Consider the following 269-nt stretch of genomic DNA (forward strand, 5'->3'; position numbering starts at 1 on the left):
CCGAGTATCGGCTCAAGGTCCTTGTGCGGCCGGCCGGCAATTGGCGATCCAACGATGATCTCTTCCTGTCCGCTTAAGCGTGATAATACCGCTGTGTAAGCCGCCAGGAGCACCATGTACAGTGTGCTTCCATTCTCCCGTGCCAGTGTATGAAGGCCTGATGCGGCTTCTTGATCAAGCGTAAATGAGACCTTGTCACCGGCGAAGCTCCGCACCGGCGGACGGGTATGATCAGCCGGGAGATCCAGCACCGGCAGCTCGCCCTCGAA

The 269-nt window shown here is 58.7% G+C and carries 1 protein-coding gene; it reads right to left on the reverse strand.

Annotation, left to right across the window (positions count from 1 at the left end; genetic code table 11):
- On the reverse strand, nucleotides 1–269 hold a 269-nt coding region (locus V6D44_RS21000; protein WP_333516865.1), incomplete at both ends, for a condensation domain-containing protein.

Origin of the sequence: Bacillus sp. 0209A (assembly GCF_036765095.1) — a bacterium.
GTDB classification, from domain to species: domain Bacteria; phylum Bacillota; class Bacilli; order Bacillales; family Bacillaceae; genus Bacillus; species Bacillus subtilis_G.